The sequence below is a fragment of the Aquitalea magnusonii genome, from assembly GCF_002217795.2.
Lineage (GTDB): Bacteria > Pseudomonadota > Gammaproteobacteria > Burkholderiales > Chromobacteriaceae > Aquitalea > Aquitalea magnusonii_B.
In genome coordinates, this window is the sequence record NZ_AP018823.1 from 2,372,498 (window position 1) to 2,388,044 (window position 15,547).

At 61.4% G+C, this 15,547-nt stretch carries 15 protein-coding genes; 4 read left to right on the forward strand and 11 right to left on the reverse strand.

Annotated features, from left to right (window positions below):
• Nucleotides 1-22: 22 nt before the first annotated feature.
• The 7 genes from DLM_RS11320 to DLM_RS11350 all read right to left on the reverse strand — a co-directional run bounded on the left by DLM_RS11320 (nt 23) and on the right by DLM_RS11350 (nt 7,046).
• On the reverse strand, nt 23-1,189 hold the full coding sequence (locus DLM_RS11320) for a GGDEF domain-containing protein (RefSeq protein WP_089086266.1): 1,167 nt from the start codon (nt 1,187-1,189) through the stop codon (nt 23-25).
• 146 nt (nt 1,190-1,335) lie between these two features.
• Nucleotides 1,336-2,778, reverse strand: coding sequence for an efflux transporter outer membrane subunit (locus DLM_RS11325; RefSeq protein WP_089086265.1), 1,443 nt, complete (start codon nt 2,776-2,778; stop codon nt 1,336-1,338).
• Nucleotides 2,775-3,659 carry an efflux RND transporter periplasmic adaptor subunit gene (locus DLM_RS11330; RefSeq protein ID WP_231960155.1) on the reverse strand — a complete coding sequence of 295 codons (885 nt, stop codon included), beginning with the start codon at nt 3,657-3,659 and terminating at the stop codon, nt 2,775-2,777. Before DLM_RS11330 ends, DLM_RS11325 begins: the two co-directional genes overlap by 4 nt.
• Nucleotides 3,659-3,862: a DUF1656 domain-containing protein gene (locus DLM_RS11335; protein ID WP_089086263.1), complete on the reverse strand. Its 204-nt coding sequence runs from the start codon at nt 3,860-3,862 to the stop codon at nt 3,659-3,661. Before DLM_RS11335 ends, DLM_RS11330 begins: the two co-directional genes overlap by 1 nt.
• Nucleotides 3,859-5,931 carry an FUSC family protein gene (locus DLM_RS11340; protein WP_089086262.1) on the reverse strand — a complete coding sequence of 691 codons (2,073 nt, stop codon included), beginning with the start codon at nt 5,929-5,931 and terminating at the stop codon, nt 3,859-3,861. Before DLM_RS11340 ends, DLM_RS11335 begins: the two co-directional genes overlap by 4 nt.
• Nucleotides 5,928-6,413, reverse strand: a complete 486-nt coding sequence (locus DLM_RS11345; RefSeq protein ID WP_089086261.1) for a MarR family winged helix-turn-helix transcriptional regulator — start codon at nt 6,411-6,413, stop codon at nt 5,928-5,930. The genes DLM_RS11340 and DLM_RS11345 overlap by 4 nt, the downstream gene beginning before the upstream one ends.
• Nucleotides 6,414-6,638: 225 nt before the next feature.
• Nucleotides 6,639-7,046 (reverse strand): glycine zipper domain-containing protein, encoded by a 408-nt coding sequence (locus tag DLM_RS11350; protein WP_089086260.1) that lies wholly within the window; start codon nt 7,044-7,046, stop codon nt 6,639-6,641.
• A 223-nt stretch (nt 7,047-7,269) separates the two neighbouring features.
• Between DLM_RS11350 and DLM_RS11355 the strand changes: the two genes are divergently transcribed.
• The gene (locus DLM_RS11355; protein WP_089086259.1) at nt 7,270-8,247 is read left to right on the forward strand and encodes a potassium channel family protein; all 978 of its coding nucleotides are present in this window, start codon (nt 7,270-7,272) and stop codon (nt 8,245-8,247) included.
• A 131-nt stretch (nt 8,248-8,378) separates the two neighbouring features.
• On the opposite strand, the gene DLM_RS23675 is transcribed toward DLM_RS11355, so the two are convergent.
• Together DLM_RS23675 and DLM_RS11365 are read right to left on the reverse strand one after the other, a co-directional pair.
• Nucleotides 8,379-9,971, reverse strand: coding sequence for an EAL domain-containing protein (locus DLM_RS23675; RefSeq protein ID WP_231960157.1), 1,593 nt, complete (start codon nt 9,969-9,971; stop codon nt 8,379-8,381).
• Between the two features lie 397 nt (nt 9,972-10,368).
• Nucleotides 10,369-10,680, reverse strand: a complete 312-nt coding sequence (locus DLM_RS11365) for a pyrimidine/purine nucleoside phosphorylase (protein ID WP_089086258.1) — start codon at nt 10,678-10,680, stop codon at nt 10,369-10,371.
• Nucleotides 10,681-10,821: 141 nt separating this feature from the next.
• Between DLM_RS11365 and DLM_RS11370 the strand changes: the two genes are divergently transcribed.
• The gene (locus DLM_RS11370) at nt 10,822-11,412 is read left to right on the forward strand and encodes a hypothetical protein (RefSeq protein WP_231960160.1); all 591 of its coding nucleotides are present in this window, start codon (nt 10,822-10,824) and stop codon (nt 11,410-11,412) included.
• Nucleotides 11,413-11,416: 4 nt separating this feature from the next.
• Here DLM_RS11370 and DLM_RS11375 read toward each other — a convergent pair whose 3' ends face one another.
• Nucleotides 11,417-12,568, reverse strand: a complete 1,152-nt coding sequence (locus DLM_RS11375) for an HD-GYP domain-containing protein (RefSeq protein ID WP_089086257.1) — start codon at nt 12,566-12,568, stop codon at nt 11,417-11,419.
• A gap of 163 nt (nt 12,569-12,731) precedes the next feature.
• On the opposite strand from DLM_RS11375, the gene DLM_RS11380 reads away from it, so the two are divergent.
• Nucleotides 12,732-13,574, forward strand: a complete 843-nt coding sequence (locus tag DLM_RS11380; protein WP_089086256.1) for a dienelactone hydrolase family protein — start codon at nt 12,732-12,734, stop codon at nt 13,572-13,574.
• Between the two features lie 6 nt (nt 13,575-13,580).
• Here DLM_RS11380 and DLM_RS11385 read toward each other — a convergent pair whose 3' ends face one another.
• Nucleotides 13,581-14,681, reverse strand: a complete 1,101-nt coding sequence (locus DLM_RS11385; protein ID WP_089086255.1) for an HD-GYP domain-containing protein — start codon at nt 14,679-14,681, stop codon at nt 13,581-13,583.
• A 138-nt stretch (nt 14,682-14,819) separates the two neighbouring features.
• Here DLM_RS11385 and DLM_RS11390 point away from each other — a divergent pair, with 138 nt between their 5' ends.
• On the forward strand, nt 14,820-15,419 hold the full coding sequence (locus tag DLM_RS11390) for an HD domain-containing protein (protein ID WP_089086365.1): 600 nt from the start codon (nt 14,820-14,822) through the stop codon (nt 15,417-15,419).
• Nucleotides 15,420-15,547 lie beyond the last annotated feature (128 nt).

Sequence of the window (15,547 nt, forward strand, 5' to 3'; positions counted from 1 at the left end):
ACCGGATTGCAGGCCGACAGCGTCAGCGGTGGAGCACAATGGTATTGCGACCGGCCTGCTTGGCCGCATACAAGGCCAGGTCGGCATGGCGGTACAGCTCCGGGAAGGAGATGCCTGGCTGCCACGCCGCCAGCCCCATGCTGACACTGTAAGGAATGCTGCCGCCAAGTGAGCTTGCCGGGATGGCGGCAGCGCGCAATCGCAAGGCATCAGCCAGCGCCTGCGCCTGCTCAAGCGTGGTGTGCGGCAATAACAGGGCAAACTCCTCGCCCCCCATGCGGCCCGCCACATCGCCCGGACGCAGGCCCTCCTGCAGCAGTGCGCTGAATGCCAGCAACACCTGATCACCGGCCTGATGGCCATGACGGTCGTTGATCTGCTTGAAATGGTCCATGTCCATCAATAGCAGGCACAGCGGAAACGCCTGCTCCCAGGCTTGCTGCATCTGCTGCATGCTGCGCGCCTCAAAGCACTGCCGGGTATTCAGGCCGGTCATGCCATCATGCTCGGCACGCCAGGTGGCATCGCTCAGCAGTTGCTCCTGCACCATGGCCACGGCCAGCATGGACAGGCCGGGTACCAGCGCGGCGGTCATGCTCATGGAAAACACATTGACCGGGGTGGTGGCAAACAGGTCGTCAAGACTGCCGTAACCGCTGCCGTAATAGACCAATCGCCCCAGATGCAGCAAGAATGTGAGCAGACTGCAGGCCGAACCCAGCCAGTAGACTGCCGCGCGGTGCGTGGGCAGGCGATGGCGGAACAGCAGCCAGGCGGTGGCGGCAAACACGATGCAAATGCCACCGGACGCAATCACCACCCGGACCCGTATGCTGTCCAGCAGCAGGGTAAAGCCCAGCAAACCGGCAACGCCCACCACCACCATCAGGGCCAGCGGTCGCACATGGGTGGGCCGTCCCAGGAAACGGGCGCAGCCAATGTAAAACAGGCTGGCCGCCAGCAGTCCCAGGCCATTGCTCACTACCACGCTGAATACCAGCGGCAGCACCGTGCGCAAACCCAGTGCCGGCAGGTAGCCCAGCATGGCGATATTGGCCAGCAACCAGCTGCGGGTTCCGGCAACACCAGCCTTTTTCAATGACCATAACTGCACGGTATTGCAGGCACACAGTAATTCAGTGACCACAAATACCGGTAACAGAATGGGGATGCTACCGGGCTCTGCCATGCATTGCTTCCGTACCGAGATCAAGTTCGCAATGCTATGCCCTGAGTGCAAGCCTGCACAAGTCCATTTAAGCGGACGGGATTACTGTTACATCAAGTAAATGCTCAAGCCATCTGCGGCGGCTGATGGACCCGCCAGAGCATGACTCACTTGGCGCTAAGCGGGCGGCTTAGCACCTCCCACCCGCCACCCAGTGCCAGGAACAGATTGACCTGATCCTGCGCCAACTGGCTTTCGGCACTGGCCACCGCCAGCTCGCTGCTGACCATGCTGCGGTCCGCATCCAGGCTGGACAGGTAAGGCGCACGGCCAGCCTGATACAGGCGGCGGTTCTGCGCGGCGGCATCCCGTGCGCTGTCACGCGCACTACGCAGCAGGGTAAGCCGCTGCAAATCCTTGCCGTACAGGCTGAGGCTGGTTTCCACTTCACGCAGGGCATTGAGCACCACGCCATCAAAGTGCGCCAGCGCGGTGGCGGAGTCGGCCTGTGCCGCCGCCACGCGGGCGCGGCTGCCGCTATCGGGGATGGACCAACTGATCAGCGGGCCAAGGCCAAAGCGCTGGGTGGAGCGTTTGCCCAGGTCTTCCAGCACACCGGTGAAGCCGGCTGAGGCCCCCAGTGTGATGCTGGGATACAGCTCGGCGGTGGCCACGCCTATCATGGCGCTGGACTGCGCCAGCCGCCGTTCGGCCTGTTTCACGTCCGGGCGGCGCGCCAGCAAGGCTCGGCCATCCCCCACCGGAATGGGCTGTGTCAGTTGCGGCTCCTGCGCGCAGGCCAGTGCCGCCGCCGGCAAGGCTTCGCCCGGCGTTTTGCCCAGCAGCATGGCCAGCCGGTAGCGGGCCGCATCGCGCTGGGCCTGATAGACGGGCAAGCCCGCCTGTACACTATCCGCCTGCGCCTTGGCACGCAGCACATCAGTGGCGGTCAGTCGCCCGGCACGCGCCAGCCGCTGCGTCAGTTCCACTTGCTTTTGCTGCAAGCCGTATTGCTGTTGCAATACCTGGTAGCCATGGTTGGCCGAGCAGATCTGCAGGTAGCTGCGCACGGTTTCCGCCGTCACGGTGATGTGGGCCAGATCGCGCGCGGCGGCCACCGCCTCGGTATTGGCGGCGGCAGCCTCTTCGCCGCGGCGCAGCTTGCCAAACAGGTCGAGCTGGTAGGCAACCCGTATCCCCTCATCGCCCAGATTGGTCACCGGCAGCGGCTGCTCCAGCAACATGCTCTGGCCGGAAATCCTGGAGCGTTCGGCAGATGCCGATACGCTGGCATGCGGCCCGGCTTCGGCATTCACCTCGCGTGCCACCGCCATGGCTTTTTGCAGATTGGCCGTGGCGGCGCGCAAATCGGTATTGGCAGCCTCTGCCTGTTCCACCAGTTGTTCGAGTACCGGGTCGTGATATAGCTGCCACCAGCGGCTGGCCGCGGGCTGCGCGCTGGTCAGCTTGCCATCGACATTGGCAAAGCCGGCTTGTGCCGAGCCGCGCTGCAGCGCAGCCTGCTGCGGCAGATGGTAATCCGGCCCTACGGTGGTGCAGCCGGCCAGCGCGGTGAGGACCAGCCAGGCGGCAGAACGACGGCGGCTCACGGCTGGCCTCCCTTGCCGGGCAGCACCGCCACGGTGGCAGTGCGACCGGCAATCATGCGAAAGTCGGCCGGAACCTCATCCAGCGTCACCCGTACCGGGATGCGCTGTGCCAGCCGCACCCAGTTGAAGGTGGGATTCACATTGGGCAGCAAGGTGGCACCGTTGCTGCGGTCGCGGTCCTCGATACCGGCGGCAATGCTTTGCACATGACCGCGCAGCTTGCGCGCCTCACCCATGATCTGGATTTCCACCGGCTGGTTTACCTGCACCCGGCCCAGTTTGGTTTCCTCGAAGTAGCCGTCCACATGGAAGGAACGGGCATCCACCAGCGACAACACCGGCTTGCCGGTGCTGACATAGTCGCCCACCCGCGGCATGCGGTCGTTCAGATAGCCATCCACCGGGCTGCTTACCACGGTGCGCTGCAAGTTCAGCTTGGCAACGTCCACCGCGCTAGCTGCCGCAGCGACATTGGCTTCATCCTGCTGCACGCGGGCTTCGCTTTGTTCGATGTTTTCCCGTGCCACCAGGTCGGCCAGGCCACGGTTGCGCGCCGCTTCGCGCTTGGCCTGTGCCAGGCCGGCACTTTGCATCGCCAGCGCGGCCTCAGCCTGCTTCAGCGCCAGTGTGTAACGCGCACGATCGATGACAAACAATACCTGGCCCCGTTTCACCAGTTGATTGTCTGTCACTTTCACCTCGGTGATCAGGCCGGAGACATCCGGCGAAATCTGCACCACGTCGGCGCGGATATGGCCATCCCGCGTCCACGGCGCATTGGTGTAGTAATCCCACAAATGACGCCCCACCATTACGGCGGCCACTACCACAATCAGGGTCAGGGCTACCGGGCCCGCTTTTCCTGCCAGCTTTTTCATCATCACCATCCGCGAGTCAGCACGACGAAACCGCCGAGCACGATTACATACAAGGCAAAGTTCATCAGGGAACGGTGCCATACCAGTTTGTAGAAGCCTAGCTGCCCCAGCAGGATGCGCAGGCCGGCGGTCACGCCAAAGGCCAGCACCATCAGGATCAGCAGGCTGGGGAAGAACACCCCGTAGATTTCGATTTCACCGATCACGGTGTCACGCCTCCAGTAGCCAAGGGTAAGGGGGCGGCCACGGCATAGCTGCCGGCTGCCGGAAACAGGGTTACGCGCAGCTCCACCAAGGCATTGAGCACGGTAAGCACATGGTGGTCGCTACGGCGCGATACGGCCAGTACCTGGTCCAGCGCGGCATCAATGCGCTGCAGTAGCTGCGCGCGGGTTGGCGCTTGCTGACGCAGCGCCAGTGCCTGGCGGTAATGCGCAGCCACTTCATCCAGTACCTGCTGCACTCGCAGGCCGGCCGGGCCGGACAAGGCATTTTCGTCGCGCTGCAGGTGCAATACGCTAAAGCCGGTACGTAACTCGCTAAACGCCTGCGGCAACTGGTCATGCCCGCTGGCGGCCAGCCGCGGTATCAGTTGGCCCAGTCGGTCCAGCATGCGGGCGGTGAGTTGCGGATAATCGTCCAGTCCACGCCCCGCCGCCATGCGCGCCAGGTCGTGCCAACTGGCACGGCGCAGGCGGCGGATGGCCAGCTCGATGCCAAAGGGACGGACCAGCAGGCTGAACAGGAGCGCAAACGACACGCCCACCACGGTGGCGACATTACCGTTGAAGAAGGCGGTGAAGTCGGTATCGTACGCACCTTGCAGGCTAAGGAAGGTGGCCGTGTTCACCGTCAGCATCATGGCAATCATGGTGAACTGCGGCCGGGTGAACAGTGTGCCCACCAACAGGAAGGGAATGGCCAGCATGGCCACCAGCATTTCAAAGGTGTAGGCCGCCGGAATCACCATGAACAGCAGCACCGTGGTGAGCACGATGCTGACCAGCGCCCAGATCAGGAAGGTACGCATCATCGGCGCGGGTTCGTCCAGTGCGGCAAAGAAGCAGGACGCAATGGCCACCATGATCACGGCACCGGATCCGTCGGTCCAGCCCAACCCTATCCACAGTTGTGACGCCAGAAAGATGGCGGTGGACGCCTGCAAGGATGAAAACGCCACCATGCCGTAATCGTAATGCCGTGCCGTGCCGCCTACCGGCCAATGCCGATAGGCCGGTTTCCACGTGAAGGTGGGGTGTTCTTCTGCCAGCAATTGCTGCAATAGACGGCAGTCCAGCCACAGATTGATCAGTGATTGCACCCGCGCCAGCACATGGGCAATCAGCAAGGACTGCCAGTCATCGCCATCGGCAATCTGCTGCTTGAGCGCCGCCAGTTGCCGCTGCAGTGCCGGTACCGCCTGGCGGCTGCGATGCAGGTCCGGGTCGTTCATCCAGTCGGCCACCTGTTGCATCAGCGCCGTCAGGGAGGCAGGCAGCCCGGCAGCCTGCTGTACCAAGGCCTGCCGGGTTTCGGTGAGCGAGGACAGGATGGGCAGCAGCATGCTCATGCGGCCACGCAGTTCTCGGGCATGCTTGACCATGGCAAAGCTGGTGGTGTCGTAGGACAAATGAGAGATGAACTGGTCCAGTGCCAGGATATCCGCCGCCAGCTTGTGACGGCTGGCATGGCTGGCCTGCGCACCACCACCCTGTTGCGGGCTAAGCAGCTCACAGGCCCAGTCGCGCGTGTCCTGCATCCAACTGCTGATACGGGCCGAAAAAATGGGCGCAACCTTGCCCGGCCATATCAGTGCCGACACCACGCTGGCACACAGGATGCCAAGCAGGATTTCCTCGCTACGCGCCAGCGCCACGTCAAAGATGGTTTCCGGATGATTCAGCGTCGGCAGCGCGATCATCGGCAAGGTATAAGCCGACAACATGAACAGATAACTGCGCGGGGTACGGTCCAGCAGGGAAATGCTCAACAGGCTGCCCGTCCACAAGGCTACGACCAGGCACAGCAAGGTGGGTGCATTGACAAACAAAGGGGTCAGGACGACGGCAGCGGAAGCCCCCAGCAAGGTACCGCCAATGCGGTACACCGCCTTGGAGCGGGTGGCTCCGGTCAGCGGATGCGACACCACATACACCGTGGCCATTGCCCAGTAGGGCCGTGGCAGTTCCAGCGCCATGGCAATGAACAGCGCCAGCATGGCGGCGGCAAACACCTTGGCCGAAAAAAACCAGTCGCGCCAGGAAGGAAGCGTCATGCGCGCTCCTGCCCTGCAATGGCTGCCAGTTCAGCCGCCAGCCCAGGCCGCTGGAATGCGGCATCCAAGGCGGCAAACACCCGCAAGGTAGCTTCCAGATCAGCCGCGGCCACATCCTTGAACACCAGCGCGCGCAAGCCCACCAGTTCCACTTCTATCTTGTTCGTCAGCGCCCTGCCCACGTCGGTAAACCACAGGGTATTGGAACGGCGATCCACTTTGTCCTTTTCGCGGCGCACCAGGCCATCGGCGGCCAGTTGATCGATCACCCGTACCAGCGACGGGCCTTCAATGCCGATTTCCTCCGCCAGGGCAATCTGGTTGATGCCTTCGCCCAGGCGGCCGATGAAAATCAGCGCCGTGGCACAAGGTGCGGTCAGGCCGTGACCAAACAACACATCCTGCGAAATGTGCCGCCACTTGCGCCCGGCATGCATGATGGCGCTGGTAATGCCAAGACGCAGCAAGTCCACGTTGTCCATAGTGATTTTCATATAAATGATTAGTTTGCTAATGAATTATATGAACAGTACCCAGAACATGGCAAGCATTTTGCAGACCATCACGCGCTCTCGCCCCAGTGCGGCCACAACACACCGCCCCGCACACCACGCAGCGCATGCACCATGAAAAAAGCCCCTGGGTTCAGGGGCTGGTTTTGCCTACATGGCGGGCTGCCGCGCTTGCACGGGCAGCAACAGGACAAATCAGTCGCGCCAGCGGTAATCCTCTCCCCGCCAGCCATGCTCGCGCCAATCGCGTTCACGCCAGTGACGATATTGCTCACGCTCACGCCAGCCGGCATGCCAGTACGGACGCGGCGGCGGCATGTAGCGTACCGGTTCCACATAGGCTACCGGCTGGTACACCACCGGTGCCGACGGCGGCAAGGGGCGGTAGCGACGCTCTTCATCACGCTGGTAGGCCAGCGCCGTACCGACGCTGCCACCGACAGCACCGCCGATGATGGCACCATTGCGTCCGCCAACAGACTGGCCGACGGCGGCACCTACGGCACCACCCAGCGCACCACCAAGAATGGCCGAGGCATCGGCATGTGCCAGGCCGGTAAACGACAGCGCCAGTAGCGCGGGAAGCAGGATGCGGGTTTTCATGGACTGGACCTCCAGTGCGTTGATACACACTCAGCTTATCCAGCCGCAGGTAACGGCATGTAAAACAGTGTGAAGAAGCATTGCGCCGGGCGGCACGGCACATATTTGTACACATCTTCCGGCTCACCCTGCCAGCCTGCGGCCAGGTCAAGCACTGGAACTGGGCATGTCGTAGTCATGCAGAGCGGCTATAATGCCGCATTTGCCAGCGGTCCCCTCACTCATGCGCCAAAGCTTCCCGCGTAAACTCGTGTTCCTGAGCAGCCTGGTTTTTGCCGCCCTGTTGTTTGGCACTACAGGCTACATGCTGATCGAACACTGGGACTTCTCCGACAGCCTGTTCATGACGGTCATCACCCTGGCCACCATCGGCTATGGCGAAACCCACAACCTGTCGCTGGAAGGCCGCTACTTCACCATTGCCCTGATCGTGTTTGGCACCGGCGTGGTCGGTTATGGCATTTCCTCGCTCACGCTGATGTTGTTCCAGGGCGACCTGCCGCTTTATCTGAGACGAAAGAAAATGGAAAAACTGATCGCCCACATGCGCGGCCACACCATCATTTGCGGTCTGAGTCATACCGGCCGCTATGCACTGGAGGAGTTGCTGGGCACCCAGCACCAGGTGGTGGTGATAGAAAAAGACGAAGCTAACACCATGCTGCTGCAAGAGCTGGACATTCCCTTCATCATCGGCGATGCCTCCGAGGATGAAAACCTCACCGCCGCAGGCATCACACATGCGCGCGCACTGATTTCCTGCCTGAGTGCCGATGCCGACAATGCCTTTGTGGTGGTTACTGCCAAAAGCCTCAACAGCAAGGTTCTGGCCGTGGCCAAGGCGGAAAACGAAAGCTCGCGCAAGAAACTGCTGGCGGTCGGAGCAGACAATGTGGTGATTCCGTCACATCTGGGCGGCATGAACATGGCCAATATCGTGGCGCACCCGGAAACCCTGCATTTCTTCGAGCACCTGCACCACCGCTATCCCAACCAGTTCCATGCCCAGGTCCATGTGCTGGACGAACGCTGGGAAGGCCAGCCGCTGGAACGCTTTCTGCGAGAAGGCTTTGATGGCAAGGCCATGGTGATTGCCCTGGAACGCAGCCCCGGCGAAGTCGAGTTCTCCCCCGGCCCGGAAGTCATCATGCACAGCGGGGAATCATTGCTGCTGATCAGCACCCAGCCTCACAACAACTAAGCCGCCAGCAACGCCCGCGCACAAAGCACAAGGGCCGGCGCACGCCGACCCTGGTCATCGCATCCTGCCGCCGCCAGCCGGAGCCAACAGCCCGCGGCATACCCTTTGCCATTATTGCTGGCAGGGCGGACTCAGCGATCCGCCGCCTCACTCCGGCCTGCCGCCATTGCGGCAACCGACGGCACACGGTCCTGGGTGATGCCGGAATACAGCCACTGGCGGAAATGGTTCAGCGTCATCGGCTTGCCAAAGTAAAAACCCTGCAAGAACTGAAAGCCCTTCACCGACAGGTAATTCTGCTGCCCCTGCGTCTCCACCCCCTTCACAATCACCTGCACACCCAGTTGACGTGAAGTCTGCAACAAACCGTCCAGAATATTGGCCTTGAAACTGTCCTTGCCCAGTGCCGATACATAGCCTTTTTCCACTTTAAGGTAGTCAAAGCCCCAGCGGCGCAAGTAGTTGCGATCGGCATGGCCAATGCCAAAATCATCCAGCGCCAGCTTTACCCCCATCTGGCGCAGGTCTTGCACTACACGATGAGTCACCTGATGCTCGGGCAGTGGAAAACGCTCAGACACCTCCAGCACCAGCACGGCCTTTTTCTCGCGCAATACCGCCAGCAGCATCTTGCAGTCCTCCACCAGATCCGGCATGCCCAGATGTTCGGCGGCAATATTGATGCTGACCAGGAAGCCCGGCGGCAACGCCACCTGCTTGAATTCCTTGCTGACACGGCGGATCAGGTAACGGGTAAGCGGCACGATCAGCCCGGCATCCTCGGCCGCAGGAATGAACAGATCGGAACGGATGGCCCCCTGCACCGGATGACGCCAGCGTGCCAGCACCTCCACACCGATACACTCCCCCTGATCGGCCGTCACGATGGGCTGATAATGGGTAAAGAATTCGCGATTGCGAATACCCTGTGCAATTTCCCAGGAGCTGGAATTGCGCGCCAGTTGGCGACGCAACAGCGCCCAGCCCAGCGCCACGCCGGCCAGGCCGGCCAGTAGCAAGGTATCCAGCCGGCGCAGCAAGGAATGCCATAACACCTCCACCCAAGGTTGCTGTACCACAACCTCCAGCAGACCATCATGACTGCCAACCCGGCGGTTCAGGCCCTGCACCATGGCCTCATCCCACTTACGCACCTCGCCATCCGCCGTGAGGTACTGTGATCCTACCCGCACCGTTGCGGCAACCACCGCACTCTCCGTCTGCAATATGGTGGCCAGCGACACTGCGCCCAATTCCAGCATGCTGCTGCCATTCCCCTGGCGCTGCAGCACAACAGCCGAGCCACCGGCCAGCTCTGCACGCAACGACAGACTGGTGCCAGCGGGCGCAGCGGGCGGCATGTCCATCCGGGAGAGATCAGAGGTACAGACGCGCCCGTCCGGCGCTTGCCGCAGCGCATAACGGGCATGCGGGGTGGACTGGACCACCGCGGCCAACAAGCGTGAGCTCAAGTCGCAGTTATTGCCAGGCATGACGGAATCAATACGACTGAGCGCCACATTGGCCAGCGACAACTGGCGTTCGAGCTGCTGCGATATGCTTGCGGCGCGCTGCTGCAGATCAGCGCGATCTTGCAGATAACTGGCCACCACGGCCAGCAGCCAGCCGGCCAACAGGCAGATACACACCGCGACGGGATAGACTACCGCCGGTTTGGCAGACAATGCATGGCGCGACCATTGCGCCTCAAGCCGTTTAAGCATCCACTTGTTCCAGTCACCACGCCCATGGCCGGTTAATCATGACAGCTTGCCACGGGCGGCCGCTGCCTGCTTATTGTCATCATAGCTCTTATTGCCCCCAACCCAAGCTGGATCGGGTTTGCAAGGATATCCTTTCGGATAAGTCAGGAAAAGCGTAGTTTTGCTTACAACCCGCAGCAAAAATATGGATCCCGGACGCAAAAATTGCAGTTAATACAGCAGATGAGACAGGAACAAGCGGACAAAGCGATGGAAACAGCGAAAATCAGGCCGTATCAGGGATAAAAGACGGGGAGTATGGCAAGCAGTCCGCACGGGACTGCATCACCGTGCGGCGTGGAGCATACGGCCCGGCCAGCAATGCCGACCAGGCCGCGCAGGGTGCGGGCGGATTGACTCAGCCGAAATGGCAAACGTAGTGCAGGGTTTCCAACACTTCAATCTGGAAAGAGCTATCGCCCGGAACATTAAAGCTCTGGCCACCCTGATACTCAACCGCTTCGCTACTGCCTGCCAGGGTAATGCGGCACTTGCCTTCCAGCAGCTCCATGATTTCCGGTGCGCCGGTATTGAACAACAGTTTGGATGGCAGAATCACGCCTACCGATTTGCGGGTGCCATCGGCCAGCGTAATGTTGTGGCTGACGCATTTGCCATCAAAATAGACATTGGCACGCTTGGCCACACTGACGTTGTCGAACTGATCCATGGGTATCCTTTGCGCGTGTTTTTGTTATCAACAATAAAATGATCGGCTAGCATACCCGAATCTATCGTAACGGCAAGATGCATACCGGCCCCGCGCCGGTGCGCGCAAGCTGCCCGCCAACTCCACAAGGAGCCAAGAAACATGGCCATCATCCAGCGTTGCAGCATGCTGCTGGCGCCACTCCTGTTATCTGCCTGCAGCACCATGGCAGACCGCCTGCAAGGCAGCATCACCCCGCCATCGGGCTATGGCTATGCCATCGTCTCGCTGACGGCCAAAGCCTTTGACCAGGACTCGGCCAATACCGGGCTGCACATCGCCGACAGTAGCGGCCATATCATTGCCAATGGCAGGGCCAGCATGAATACCGACACGGTGTTCGGCGAGGCAGGCATGAGTCCGGTGGATGGCAAGCTGCTGTTGTTTGCGCTGCCGCCAGGCCACTATCAGGTTACTGATGCCTGGGGCAACTGGGTGGAGGAATCCGGCTGGGGCAGCCAGTGGCGCTCGATCACCATGCCGGTGCAGGCGGGTTTCGACATCAATGCCGGCAGCAGCGTTTATTTGGGTGAGGTATTCCTGGACTTGTCCATGCGCCCGGAGCTTAGGCTGAGCAATCAGCAAAGACGTGACTTCGGTCACATGCAGCGGGTGTGGAAAGTCAATAATCTGAGCAGCGTGCGCATCAGCCCGCTGCGCGCTTCGGCCAGCGAGCCCGCCGCCAGTCACTGACGGCCTAGCCCAGTCGCGAGGTCCACAGCCGCGTCAGATAAGCCGGATTCACGGCTGCGGTTGCCGCGGCTACCGGCTCCAGCACCCGGTAAGCGCCCTGACGCGTATCGCGCAGCAGAACATCCGCATAGGGCGGACCATCCACCTTGCGCAGCGCAGCGGCCCGCGGCTGATTGGCCTTGTCGCCACTATGGGTCACCACCGCGATTTCATTGCTGGCCAGGCGCACAAAGCTGCCCGGCGGATAAATGCCCATCTCCTTGATCATCAAGGACACCAGCGCCGGCGCGAATGGACCCAGCTCGCCGCGGAACAGGCTGGCCATGACTTGTGCCGGCAGCACGGCGGCATCACTGTGGAAGCGCTCGCACAGCAGGTCAGCCAGCGCCAGCAAGCGCGCATCGGGGTGGATTTCATCAGCGCGCAGCCCTGCCGGGTAGCCCAGCCCATCATCCTGCTCGTGATGCGTCTGTACCAGCATGTGCCAATGCTCGTCCGCCACGCCGGCCTCGCGCAATATGGCCGACCCCAATACCGGGTGTGCCAGCATTTCTTCCTGCTGCGACAAGCTCATGGGCTGGCGCTGACTGCCCAACTGGTTCAGCAACTGGCTGATGGCAACATTCATCGACATCGCCGCACACACCAGGCTATGCAGCCGCTGCGGCTCCAGTCCCTGCCGCCGGCCCAGCAGCGCCACCAGGGTGGCCACTTTCAGACTGTGCGACTTCACAGGCACCAGAAACAGCGATGCCAGCATGCCGTCACGAAAGCGCTGCGTCAGTTGCAACAGCTCCTCCGCCATCTCTTCCAGCCTGCCGGCCAGGCCCGGCACGGACAGCCCATGCAGCAGAACGGCCTCCAGCCGCCCGGCCATGAAACCCACCTCAACCAGCGGGTTTTTCGGGGTCATGGTTGCCGCTTCACGTTCACGCTGTGCGGCCCGATCCAGCCGTTCGCGCTCCAGCCGCACCGCAACCTCTTCCGCATCGCCATGTGCCACATCCATCAGGCGTTCGCGCTGTTCCGGGGTGAGGACATAATGCCCCTTTTTCAGCAGCAAAAAGCCATTCTTGGCATAGACATCAACCGGGAGCTGCTCCCCCACGCGCAGAAAACTGCCGGGGAGTTTTATCTTGGACGGAGGCTGGGGCATGGTGGTGATTGGGATAAGCGATCTAGACTACAGTTTAGTCAAACAGCGGAAGCTGCGCCGACAAAGCAGGCAAGAGCCAGCAAGCGAGCGGCATTGTCGCCAAGCACGCTGCAAACCACAAGTCCTGGCAGTATGCCGGACCACACCCGGGAGCATCCTGTTCATGCAAGCATTCGATCCACCACGCCGCGACTTCATCAAAGGAGCACTGGCCACCGGCTTCGCCCTGGCGGTACAGCCCGTCACGGCCAGCATCATCACCGACACCCTGTCACTGGATACCGGGCTGGCGGGTATTGCGCTGGATGATGGCATTCTGCCGGCCTACTTTGCCCGCCCTACCGGCCAGGCAGATGCGCTGCCCATCGTGCTGGTGGTGCAGGAAATCTTTGGCGTCCACGAGCATATCCGCGACATCTGTCGTCGCCTGGCCAAACGCGGCTATCTGGCGATTGCACCTGAACTGTACTTCCGCCAGGGCAATCCAGCCGAGGCCAGCGACATCGCCACCATCATCAGCACCATCGTCAGCAAGGTTGCGGATCAGCAGGTGATGCAGGATCTGGATGCCACCCTGGCCTGGGCCGGCCTGCATGGCGGCGATGTCAAGCGGACAGCGATTACCGGCTTCTGCTGGGGTGGCCGCATTACCTGGCTGTACGCCAGCCATAACCCGGATCTGAAAGCCGGCATTGCCTGGTATGGCAAGCTGGTGGGAGAGCACGGCACATTGACGCCAAGCCAGCCGGTCGATATTGCCACGACATTGAAAGTACCGGTTCTCGGACTTTACGGCGGCCAGGATGGCAGCATTCCGCAGGACAGCGTAAACAGCATGCGCAGCGCCCTGCAACAGGGCAGCAGCGCGTCGCAAATCGTGGTGTACCCACAAGCCGGTCATGCCTTCAATGCGGATTATCGTCCTTCTTATAATGCAGCCGCCGCACAGGACGGCTGGCAGCGCATGCTGACCTGGCTGGACAGCCACGGCATGGCCGCACACTGAAAGGACTCAGGCAGCCGGCTGTTCCAGCATGCGGCGCACAACCTGATTGAAAGGGTCAAGCCAGGCACGCTCAAACTGGTTGTCCGCCGCATTCAGTTCTGCCGCGGCACGCAGCATGGAACGGCGTTGCCCGCGATGGGCATGCTTGAGCATCACCGCTTCGAATGCATCCACCAGCGCCAGGATGCGGGCTCCCTGGCAGATTTCACCGCTGACCAGGCCATAAGGATACCCTTCCCCATCCGGCGTTTCGTGATGCTGCATCACCATCAGCGCGGCACCCTCCCAGCCTGGCATGCGCCCCATCAGCCCGGCCACCCAGGCCGGGTGCAGTATCATCAGGCGGCGCTCGTGGTCACTGATCGTGCCCAGCTTGAGCCACACTTGCTCCGGCAGGAACATCATGCCGACATCGTGCATATAAACCGCCGCTTCCAGTTGTTCGGCATCCACCCAGCCACCGGCCTGCCGGTTCAGTTCCAGCGCCAGTTTGAGGTTGCGCTCGGTACGACCGACAAATTCCGGCATGCGCTGCTCCAGTTGCAAGGCCAGCGTACGGAACAACAACATATCCTGTTGGCGCGACTGCCCACCGGCGTTACCGGCAACAGCCGCCGACGGTGCCTCGCTATTGCCCTGTACCCCAACCATGGCCGCCACCAGGCGCGTGCAGGTGGCCAGCACCGAAGGCAAGGGCGCGCTCTCCAGTGTGCGCAAGGTTTCCAGCAAGGTGCGCATCTGCACCGCGTCCACGGGGCGGGCGGCGGCTATCTGGCCCATCACCAGCTCCAGCCGGTCCAGCACCAGCAGCAGCACATCACCCATGACGTCCTGATATACCAGCTCGCCACTGCGCAAGCGTGCCAGCAGACCTTCCAGCGCATGGGCATACGGCACCACGAACATCACCCGACACAAACCGGCATCGCCCTTGATGGTGTGCATCAGGCGAAACAGGTCGCCCACCAGTTGTGGTGAATGCGGGTTTTGCCCCAACTGTGAAGCCAGCTTTTCAATTTGGGGCGCGTAATCGGACAGTACGTCGCGGAAATCCTGAAACCCCTCCGGATCTTCCCGTACAAACTGCAATTGCTCTTCATCGCTCATGGGGTGCTCACGGTGTGGCCAGATGTCATTGCACTATAAATCATCGGATTGGCTCCAGCCGAGCCAATCCTTTCCCGCAGGTAAAAACAGCGGGGTATCATGTGCGCCTTTATTGTGACTTTGCCGGAGTACCCTGCCATGCCCGCCGCCTTGCTTGCCCTGCAAAAACAGATCGACTTCATTCTGGAAGTGGACAAACTCAAAACCGTGCTGCGTAAAACCAAGCCAGTCGGCCTGGAGCGCTACGAGAATTCGGCCGAGCATAGCTGGCAGGCTGCCCTGCTTGCCCTGAGCATGGCCGAGCATGCGCCGGTGGCACTGGATATCGATAAGGTGATCCGCATGCTGCTGATTCACGATCTGGGAGAAATCGATACCGGCGATGTGATTGTCTATGCCGCCACCGACAATGCCGAGCGCGAAGCCGAGGAACTGGCGGCCATCCGTCGCATCTGCGGTTTGCTGCCGCAAGCGCAGGCAGCCGGGCTGGTCGCGCTGTGGCAGGAATTCGAGGCGCGCCAAAGCGCCGAGGCACGCTTTGCCCGCGCCATGGACCGGCTCATGCCCATCCTGCTCAACCTGAACCGCCAGGGTCAGAGCTGGCGGGAAAACGGTGTCAGCAAGCAGCAGGTACTGTCGATGGCCGCCAGCAAGGTCAGCGACGGCTGCCCGCTGGCAGGCCAATGGCTGCTGCACGCACTGGATGAAGCAGAGAAACAAGGCTTTTTTGGTGCCTGACCCAGGCCCCTGGCCAAATAAACCATGTACCACACAGTGTTTTTGTACAGGGATTGCTCGCAGCGCGCCCTGACAAGGCGCAGAAAATACTTGCCAACATTCGCAACAATGGGCAGTATGCCTGCCTG

Coding starts and splice junctions, on each gene's coding strand:
- DLM_RS11350 (WP_089086260.1), bottom strand. CDS start 7,046: ATGAAAACCCGCATCCTGCTTCCCGCGCTACTGGCGCTGTCGTTTACC.
- DLM_RS11345 (WP_089086261.1), bottom strand. CDS start 6,413: ATGGACAACGTGGACTTGCTGCGTCTTGGCATTACCAGCGCCATCATG.
- DLM_RS11355 (WP_089086259.1), top strand. CDS start 7,270: ATGCGCCAAAGCTTCCCGCGTAAACTCGTGTTCCTGAGCAGCCTGGTT.
- DLM_RS11380 (WP_089086256.1), top strand. CDS start 12,732: ATGCAAGCATTCGATCCACCACGCCGCGACTTCATCAAAGGAGCACTG.
- DLM_RS11385 (WP_089086255.1), bottom strand. CDS start 14,681: ATGAGCGATGAAGAGCAATTGCAGTTTGTACGGGAAGATCCGGAGGGG.
- DLM_RS11390 (WP_089086365.1), top strand. CDS start 14,820: ATGCCCGCCGCCTTGCTTGCCCTGCAAAAACAGATCGACTTCATTCTG.
- DLM_RS11370 (WP_231960160.1), top strand. CDS start 10,822: ATGGCCATCATCCAGCGTTGCAGCATGCTGCTGGCGCCACTCCTGTTA.
- DLM_RS23675 (WP_231960157.1), bottom strand. CDS start 9,971: ATGCTTAAACGGCTTGAGGCGCAATGGTCGCGCCATGCATTGTCTGCC.
- DLM_RS11375 (WP_089086257.1), bottom strand. CDS start 12,568: ATGCCCCAGCCTCCGTCCAAGATAAAACTCCCCGGCAGTTTTCTGCGC.
- DLM_RS11320 (WP_089086266.1), bottom strand. CDS start 1,189: ATGGCAGAGCCCGGTAGCATCCCCATTCTGTTACCGGTATTTGTGGTC.
- DLM_RS11340 (WP_089086262.1), bottom strand. CDS start 5,931: ATGACGCTTCCTTCCTGGCGCGACTGGTTTTTTTCGGCCAAGGTGTTT.
- DLM_RS11365 (WP_089086258.1), bottom strand. CDS start 10,680: ATGGATCAGTTCGACAACGTCAGTGTGGCCAAGCGTGCCAATGTCTAT.
- DLM_RS11330 (WP_231960155.1), bottom strand. CDS start 3,659: ATGATGAAAAAGCTGGCAGGAAAAGCGGGCCCGGTAGCCCTGACCCTG.